Source organism: Paraburkholderia sp., from assembly GCF_035656215.1.
Lineage (GTDB): Bacteria > Pseudomonadota > Gammaproteobacteria > Burkholderiales > Burkholderiaceae > Paraburkholderia.
In genome coordinates this window covers 1-7,293 of record NZ_DASRSY010000291.1, presented here as the reverse complement: position 1 = coordinate 7,293, position 7,293 = coordinate 1, and the positions used below count along the sequence as shown (strand labels likewise).

General features: G+C 60.3%; 10 protein-coding genes. 3 read left to right on the top strand and 7 right to left on the bottom strand.

What is annotated here, in order from left to right:
• Together VFE81_RS16345 and VFE81_RS16340 are read left to right on the top strand one after the other, a co-directional pair.
• A partial coding sequence (locus VFE81_RS16345) for an efflux RND transporter permease subunit (protein ID WP_325045594.1) occupies positions 1-1,698 on the top strand: 1,698 nt, incomplete at its 5' end.
• Entirely contained in the window at positions 1,695-2,048 is a 354-nt protein-coding gene (locus VFE81_RS16340) for a copper-binding protein (protein WP_325045593.1), read from the top strand. The genes VFE81_RS16345 and VFE81_RS16340, both read left to right, overlap by 4 nt.
• A gap of 253 nt (positions 2,049-2,301) precedes the next feature.
• Here the strand turns inward: VFE81_RS16340 and VFE81_RS16335 are convergent, their stop codons facing one another.
• The 4 genes from VFE81_RS16335 to VFE81_RS16320 all read right to left on the bottom strand — a co-directional run bounded on the left by VFE81_RS16335 (position 2,302) and on the right by VFE81_RS16320 (position 4,880).
• Positions 2,302-3,534: an FAD-binding oxidoreductase gene (locus tag VFE81_RS16335; RefSeq protein WP_325045595.1), complete on the bottom strand. Its 1,233-nt coding sequence runs from the start codon at positions 3,532-3,534 to the stop codon at positions 2,302-2,304.
• Positions 3,535-3,547: 13 nt separating this feature from the next.
• On the bottom strand, positions 3,548-3,841 hold the full coding sequence (locus tag VFE81_RS16330; protein WP_325045592.1) for a hypothetical protein: 294 nt from the start codon (positions 3,839-3,841) through the stop codon (positions 3,548-3,550).
• 63 nt (positions 3,842-3,904) lie between these two features.
• Positions 3,905-4,306, bottom strand: coding sequence for a hypothetical protein (locus VFE81_RS16325; protein ID WP_325045591.1), 402 nt, complete (start codon positions 4,304-4,306; stop codon positions 3,905-3,907).
• A gap of 148 nt (positions 4,307-4,454) precedes the next feature.
• Entirely contained in the window at positions 4,455-4,880 is a 426-nt protein-coding gene (locus VFE81_RS16320) for a VOC family protein (RefSeq protein ID WP_325045590.1), read from the bottom strand.
• A 133-nt stretch (positions 4,881-5,013) separates the two neighbouring features.
• On the opposite strand from VFE81_RS16320, the gene VFE81_RS16315 reads away from it, so the two are divergent.
• Complete coding sequence (locus tag VFE81_RS16315) at positions 5,014-5,886, top strand: LysR family transcriptional regulator (RefSeq protein WP_325045589.1); 873 nt, start codon at positions 5,014-5,016, stop codon at positions 5,884-5,886.
• Between the two features lie 23 nt (positions 5,887-5,909).
• On the opposite strand, the gene VFE81_RS16310 is transcribed toward VFE81_RS16315, so the two are convergent.
• From VFE81_RS16310 to VFE81_RS16305, 3 genes are all read right to left on the bottom strand, one after another.
• Positions 5,910-6,341, bottom strand: coding sequence for a hypothetical protein (locus VFE81_RS16310; RefSeq protein ID WP_414695606.1), 432 nt, complete (start codon positions 6,339-6,341; stop codon positions 5,910-5,912).
• Positions 6,338-6,550 carry a methyl-accepting chemotaxis protein gene (locus VFE81_RS28990; RefSeq protein WP_414695605.1) on the bottom strand — a complete coding sequence of 71 codons (213 nt, stop codon included), beginning with the start codon at positions 6,548-6,550 and terminating at the stop codon, positions 6,338-6,340. The genes VFE81_RS16310 and VFE81_RS28990 overlap by 4 nt, the downstream gene beginning before the upstream one ends.
• Before the next feature lie 148 nt (positions 6,551-6,698).
• A partial coding sequence (locus VFE81_RS16305; protein WP_325045588.1) for an extracellular solute-binding protein occupies positions 6,699-7,293 on the bottom strand: 595 nt, incomplete at its 5' end.

Here is a 7,293-nt window from a genome sequence, read left to right as displayed (position 1 = left end):
CGGATTCCGCATGAGAACGTCAATCCAATCAACCGGGTGCTGATCCGGCTGTACCGTCCATTGCTCGAAGCGACGCTGCGCCGGCCGTGGGTGGCAATCGGGCTGGCGGTCGTCGTGCTCGCCGTCACGATGATTCCCGTGTCGCGGCTCGGCGGTGAATTTATGCCACCGCTCGATGAAGGCGACCTGCTCTACATGCCGACTGCGTTACCCGGCATCTCCGCAGACAAAGCCGCCGAACTGCTGCAGCAGACAGATCGTCTCATCAAGACGGTTCCCGAAGTGAAGACCGTGTTCGGCAAATCGGGACGTGCCGATACCGCGACCGATCCCGCGCCGTTCGAGATGTTCGAGACCACCATCCAGTTCAAGCCGCGCAGCGAATGGCGGCCGGGCATGACGCCGGAGAAGCTGGTCGATGAACTGGACGCGCGAGTGAAGATTCCGGGTCTCTCAAACGTCTGGGTGCCGCCGATTCGCAATCGTCTGGACATGCTGTCGACCGGCATCAAGACGCCCGTCGGGGTGAAAATTTCCGGCGCGGACCTCGGGCAGATCGACAGGATCGCCACGCAGGTCGAGTCTGTCCTGAAGAACGTCCCGGGCGTCACGTCGGCATTGGCGGAACGCCTGAACGGCGGTCACTACATCGACGTCGACATCGACCGCCTCGCTGCCGCCCGCTATGGTCTGTCGGTGACCGACATCCAGTCCGTCGTGTCGACTGCTGTGGGTGGCGATAACGTTGGCGAGGTTATCGCGGGCCGCGAGCGCTTTCCGATCAACATCCGCTATCCACGAGAGATCCGGGACTCGGTCGACAACCTGCGTCAGTTGCCGGTTGTAACGGATCGCGGCGCGCAGATCACGCTGGGCGACGTCGCCACGATCAGGATATCCGATGGGCCACCGATGATCCGTAGCGAGAACGCGCGATTGTCGGGGTACGTCTATGTCGACATTCGCGATACGGACTTGCAAACGGCCGTGAAGGCGATGCAGATCGCGGTTGCGCAGCACGTGGTCCTGCCACCGGGCTATTCGATCGCGTGGTCGGGTCAGTTCGAATATCTGGAGCGGGCGGCCGCGAAGTTGCGGACCGTGATTCCGGTGACGCTCGTCGTCATTTTTGTGCTGCTCTTCCTGACGTTCAACTCGGCTGCCGACGCGCTATTGCTGATGTCGACGGTGCCATTTGCACTCGTGGGCGGGTTCTGGTTGATCTGGATTCTCGGGCACGCGGTGTCCGTTGCCACGGCGGTGGGATTCATCGCGTTGTCGGGCGTGGCGGCCGAATTCGGCGTCGTGATGCTGCTGTATCTGAAGGGTGCGCTCAACCGTCGGCTTGAGGAAGGCGAGCCCTTTACCGAAGAGACGCTTATCGACGCCATCCGCGAAGGCGCGGTTCTGCGTGTGAGGCCCAAGGCGATGACGGTCGCGGTTGTCCTGGCGGGCCTCATACCGATCATGCTGGGCCATGGTTCCGGCTCCGAAGTCATGCAACGTATCGCCGCGCCGATGGTTGGCGGCATGGTGACCGCGCCGCTCCTGTCCATGCTCATCATTCCGGCCGCCTGGCTGTTGCTGCAACGCCGCCGCGTTGCGCGCATGAAAGCAAACACGCAAGAAGCGCTTCAACCTCATGTAGTACCCCAAGGCACGCTTGTGCCGCAAACTCACTCTGGAGAAAACCAATGAAGAAGTTGATCACACTGACGGCTGCGTTCTGTACCGGTCTTGCGTTCGCCGGCGCGGCGCTAGCGGCGGACGATATGGCCGGCATGAAGATGAATAGCAGCACAACAGATGCCGGGGCGCAGAACAACGCTGCGCTCACCGATGCGGTCGTCAAGAAGGTGAACCCGTCGACCGGCATGGTGACGCTTCAGCACGGTGAGCTGAAGAACATCGGGATGTCGGCGATGACGATGGCCTACAAGGCCAAGGATGCGTCGATGGTCAAAGAGGCGAAGGAGGGCGAGAAGGTCAAGGTTCGAGTCGAAAATGTGGATGGAACGCTGACCATTGTGAAGCTTCTGAAACAGTAACGGTCCGCGCTTGCACAGCGATGCGTCGGCGGCTTGTCCTGCCGCTCACGCATTGCCAGCCTTCCCCCACCATGTCCAACCTGATCGTACATGGCGGCCTGCCGTTACGCGGCCAGATCGTGCCGTCCGCCAACAAGAATGCGGTCCTGCCCGTTCTTTGTGCCACGCTGCTTACCGACCTCAGGCCAGGCTCGCGCTGGCACTTGAGAGGCTCGCGAGCGGCGAAGCCGTTGTGCGCTTCGACCGGCTAGCGCTAGAACCGGTCCACCCTGAACGGCCGGGGATCCACAAGCGTTTCCTCGCCGGTCATCATCTCGGCGATCAATCGGCCGGTCACGGGACCTAGCGTCAGTCCGTGATGCGCGTGACCAAACGCGAACCACAAATCCTGATGATTTCCTGCCGGTCCAATGATCGGCATCATGTCGGGCGTGCATGGGCGCCGGCCCATCCACGGTTCGGCATCCAGACGCTCGGCCAACGGAAACAGCCTGCGTGCAACCGGTTCGACGGCGGCGAGTTGATTGGGCGTCTTCGGCGCGTCGTGCCGCGCGATTTCGGCGCCTGTCGTCAGTCGAATACCTTTTGCCATCGGCGCCAGCAAGAAACCGCTTTCGACATCGAGGACAGGGTGATTCAGACGCGCTCCTGGCTGTGAGCCATAGTGCATGTGATATCCGCGCTTGGCAGCCAGCGGCAGGCGATAGCCCAGCCGCGAGCTTACCTGATCCGACCACGGGCCTAGCGCGACCACTGCCGACGCCGCCGCAATCGTGCCCGCGTCCGTATCGACCTGCCAATGATCGCGCAACGTATTCGCGTCGCCGATAAAAAAACGTCCACCGAGCTGTTCGAAGTATTTTGCGTAAGCCGTGACCAGTGCATTCGGATCGCTTACGGAATCGGATGCCGTGTAGCGCAGGGCGCCGATCAAGCTGCGCTCGAGATCGGGCTCAATCTGTTGCAGACGCGCTGCGTCGAGCGACTCGAACTCGACGCCGAATTCCTGACGCCACTGTCCGGCAATCCGCGTTTCCTTGTCGCGGACCGCTTCGGTGCGGAATATCTTCATCCAGCCGATCGGGCGCAATAACGCGCTCGCGCCGGCATCGGCGGCCAGTGCGCGATGCTCGGTCACACAATGTTCGATCAGCGTCGAATAGGACTTCGCGATCGCCGCGTGCTTTGCCGGATGAGAATTGCGCCAGTATTGCCAGAGAAACGGCATAGCCTCGAGCATCGCGTTGGCGTGGTATCGAACGTCAGGTGACTGGTTGCGTGCGTATCGAAGCAGGGTGCCGAGGTCGCGCGGAAACGCGTACGGGTACACGCCTTCACGCTGGATCAGTCCCGCGTTGCCAAACGACGTCTCGTTGCCGGGCAGCTTGCGATCGACCAACGCAACCTGGCGGCCGCGTTTCTGAAGATGCACGGCGACGCATACCCCGACGATGCCCGCGCCGAGTACGACAGTATCGAATTTCATTGTGCTCATGAGTTCACCGGCTGACGATGACGCCAACAGTTTTCGTTCGACATGGATTCAGACCGCAGACATGCCGGCGCCGTTCGCACCAGACTCGTAGAAAAGAGGCGGTGAAGTCACGATGGACTTCAGCCACATCCAGCAGCGCCTCGGCGGTGATAACGCTGTAGTATTCATGGTCCAGATTGGCAAGTGACATCGCATGCACGTCTTCCGCGCTTCTCAGGTTGCCGTTGCAGTCCTGTCGATCAAACGTGAAGCAGCAATCGGCCGCGAGGTAGGTAGAGAAACCAAGGTTGCCGGCCATCCGAACGGTCGCTTCGCCGATTCGATTCAGAACTTTACCGCAAGGCTGTTGCGAACTCCGCAATCACTCCTGGCATTTCACGTCCTGCTTTCGCACAACGATAATCACCGGGTATGTCCCGTGGTCGAGTTCCACGCGCGCGACCACGGCCATCGTCTCGCTGTCGACGTCGTCGTACACGCTGACCTCTTCATGCCGAAGGTTGGTGACGCCGGTACAGGCAGACGCGCGGCCCTCGTCGGAGACCTTGCATTGAATCGGATTGTCTGCGACGTAGCGATATTTGTCTCTGTCAGGGGCCGCCAGGTACTCACGAAAGCTCTGCGCGGCTCCACCGACGCCAGTGACATACCCAATCGCGCATTGCAGCGTGGGTGTATTGCCGCTCCCGGATGTTTGGGCTGTCGCAGCCGTGCTTGCGGCCGCGATAACCACCGCGAGTGTCGATGCAAGGAGATATCTCATGGCGCAAATCACCGTCGTCAGATCGAAGTGCTGGATTGTAATGGCATCTTGCTAAAGGGGTTTGAAAGCGAAGAGCCACTGCTATTGCCAGATTCGAAGCGCTGATGAGCAGCGGCGACATTCCACCGTTGCATGATCTCCTGCGACCTTACTTCGCGAACAGCATATCGAGGTTCGCGAACGACTTGAATTCGAGCGCGTTGCCGCTCGGGTCCAGAAAGAACATGGTGGCCTGTTCGCCCGGTTCACCCTTAAAGCGGATGTATGGCTCGATCACAAATTCCACGCCGACCGCCTTGAGCTTTTCCGCGAGCGCGGTCCATTGCGGCATTGTCAGCAGCGCGCCGAAATGGCGCACAGGGACGCCGTGTCCATCGACGGCATTGGTCGAGCTCACGCCTGTTTCGCCCGGCGCGAGATGCGCGACGATCTGATGGCCATAGAGGTTGAAGTCGACCCAGTCGGGCGCGCTGCGGCCTTCGGGGCAGCCAAGCAGGTCGCCATAGAACGCACGCGCCGCTTCGATGCTGTGGACCGGAAATGCAATGTGGAACGGGAGGAGTGGGGTATTCATCGCAATGGGGCTTTCTGAAGTTGGAGGAAGGTGCGCTTCATTGAGCGTTCTGACAACATATTAAACATAACGCGTTTTAATGAATAACGATATATTTCAGACCTGAGAGACAAATTTATCGATGAATTGAACCATGCTACGAGAGCTCAAAACGTTCCTCGCCGTCGTGCGCCACGGCACTTTCGCGCGTGCCGGCACGCAGACCGGATTGACCCAGTCGGCGGTGAGCGCGCAGATCCAGCGTCTGGAAGACGAACTCGGCTTCGCCCTGTTCGATCGTACCGGCCGGTCCGCCAGCCTTAACGCAGCGGGCAAGCGGACGGTGGAAGTCGCGCAGGAATTGCTCGCGGTGTATGCGCGCCTCGCATTGCAGGGCGCCGCCGGCGAGAACGCGGGGCTCTTGCGGATCGGCGCGATCGCGTCGGTGCAGAGTTCGTTGCTCGTCGGCGCAATCCAGCAGTTTCGCGCGACGTCGCCAGGCTGGCGGATTCGCGTGTTACCGGGGGTATCGCTGAATCTGCTCACGCAGGTCGACTCGGGCGAACTGGATCTCGCAGTGATTATCAAGCCGCCGTTCGCATTGCCGCCCGAGCTGAAATGGCATTCGCTCGTTAGCGAGCCGTTCGTGCTGCTGGTGCCGCGTAAGCTTGCGAAGGAATCGTGGCGCGTGCTGCTCGCCCGTGAGCCGCTGATCCGCTATGACCGCAATTCGTTTGGCGGGCGGCTCGTTGACCGCTTTCTGAAACGCGTGCGGATCAACGTGGACGATGTGGTGGAGTTGGACGAATTGCAGGGAATCGTTGGGCTAGTAGCGGCGGGCGTGGGCATTGCCATCGTCCCGCAGGCGGCCGCGCTACATATCCCGCCGAGCGTGCGAACGCTTACTCTTGGCGACGACACGTTCTACCGCGACGTCGGGATCGTCGAGCGCGCGACGGCCGATCAGCAGAGCGCCGCTTATGACTTCGCTGCGCGCTTGCGTGCGATGGTGGCCAGCCGCGAATAGTAAACGGGCGAAGCGTCGACACCTCACGGCGGTGACTGCACGATCACGCCGTACCATCCCAAGCCGCGATAGCTCTCGTAGCCAGGAGTGGCGGCGAACGATATGGTACGACCGTCGGCCAGTTGATAAAAGCCTGCCGGACGGCCGTCGGTATTCAGACGGAACTGTTCATCGAGCACACCCTTATCGTCCGAACTCGCAATCACGCGATGCGACGCGTTGACGATCATGCAGCGCGTGCGCCGCCACTCCTCTTCCGTGAGTCGCACACCCTTAACGACTGCCGACGCTTGTGGCGCCCAATCGAAGAAGATCACCAGCGCGCCGAGCGGTTTGCCGTCAACCGCGCCGTTTTCGCGGATTGCCGTTGCATAGGTCGCGACTTGCGCGTGCTTCAGAAGCGGCAGCGCCTCGATATCACCTGCAATAAAGTCCGCGCCCGAAGGTGTTTTCATCGCGTCGCGAAACCAGCCGGCCTATGCTTGACCTGATTCGCCACGACCGCGAAGCCGCGACCCGCATTACCGGCGCGCGCCGCTTCGATCAAGGCATTGAGTGCGAGGAACGTGGTCTCGCGATTGATGTCGTTGATATCGGAGATTTTTCCCGTCGCGAGCTTCCTGACGTGATGCGTCAGTTCGACGATTTCGAGTGGATTCGACATGGCCTGGTGCAATCATGACTGGCGATCAACGGCGACGCACCGGGTACGTGCATCGCCGGGCGGCATAATCGCGACTGCGAGGCGTTCGTCGGGGATCCCGCACTGAGGACTTTACGGGAATCCTGTACGCCTTAACGATCTCAGCAGCTCAGCGCCCCGCCTTGAGTTGTGTCCACAGCCTGTTTTCAAGGCGAAGAATATCGGCCGGCAAAGGCAACGACAGTGTGAGCGATTTCATCTTTTCACCGCGAGGGTAGACCGCTTCGTTATCGAGGATGGCCGGCTTCACATAGACACGGGCAGCGGCGTTAGCGTTTGGATAGAAAACCTGATTGGTGATCGCCGCGCTAACCTTGGGTTGAAGGATGTAATTGATCCATTGCATCGCCGCTTCCGGATGAGGCGCATCTTTTGGAACACCCATCAGATCGAACCACAGCACGCCATCGCCTTTTGGAATCACGTAACGGATCTCATAGGCGCGATGCGCTTCTTCTGCACGGCGCTTCGCGATGCCGACGTCGCCCGACCATCCTAGCGCGATGCAGACATCGTTATTGGCCAGGTCGTTGATGTAACCGGAAGAATTGAACTGGGTGATGTAGGGGCGAATCGTTTTGAATAGCTGGTACACCGCCTGATAATCCGCGGGGTTGGTGCTATTGGAATCCTTATGCAGGTATATCAGCCCAACCGAGAATGCATCTTCCGGGGAGTCGAGCACTGAAACGCCGCAGCTTTTC

Bases quoted from the DNA above. Each gene is read 5' to 3' on its own strand.
- VFE81_RS16340 (WP_325045593.1), top strand. From the start codon at position 1,695: ATGAAGAAGTTGATCACACTGACGGCTGCGTTCTGTACCGGTCTTGCG.
- VFE81_RS16335 (WP_325045595.1), bottom strand. From the start codon at position 3,534: ATGAAATTCGATACTGTCGTACTCGGCGCGGGCATCGTCGGGGTATGC.
- VFE81_RS16330 (WP_325045592.1), bottom strand. From the start codon at position 3,841: ATGGCCGGCAACCTTGGTTTCTCTACCTACCTCGCGGCCGATTGCTGC.
- VFE81_RS16325 (WP_325045591.1), bottom strand. From the start codon at position 4,306: ATGAGATATCTCCTTGCATCGACACTCGCGGTGGTTATCGCGGCCGCA.
- VFE81_RS16320 (WP_325045590.1), bottom strand. From the start codon at position 4,880: ATGAATACCCCACTCCTCCCGTTCCACATTGCATTTCCGGTCCACAGC.
- VFE81_RS16315 (WP_325045589.1), top strand. From the start codon at position 5,014: ATGCTACGAGAGCTCAAAACGTTCCTCGCCGTCGTGCGCCACGGCACT.
- VFE81_RS16310 (WP_414695606.1), bottom strand. From the start codon at position 6,341: ATGAAAACACCTTCGGGCGCGGACTTTATTGCAGGTGATATCGAGGCG.
- VFE81_RS28990 (WP_414695605.1), bottom strand. From the start codon at position 6,550: ATGTCGAATCCACTCGAAATCGTCGAACTGACGCATCACGTCAGGAAG.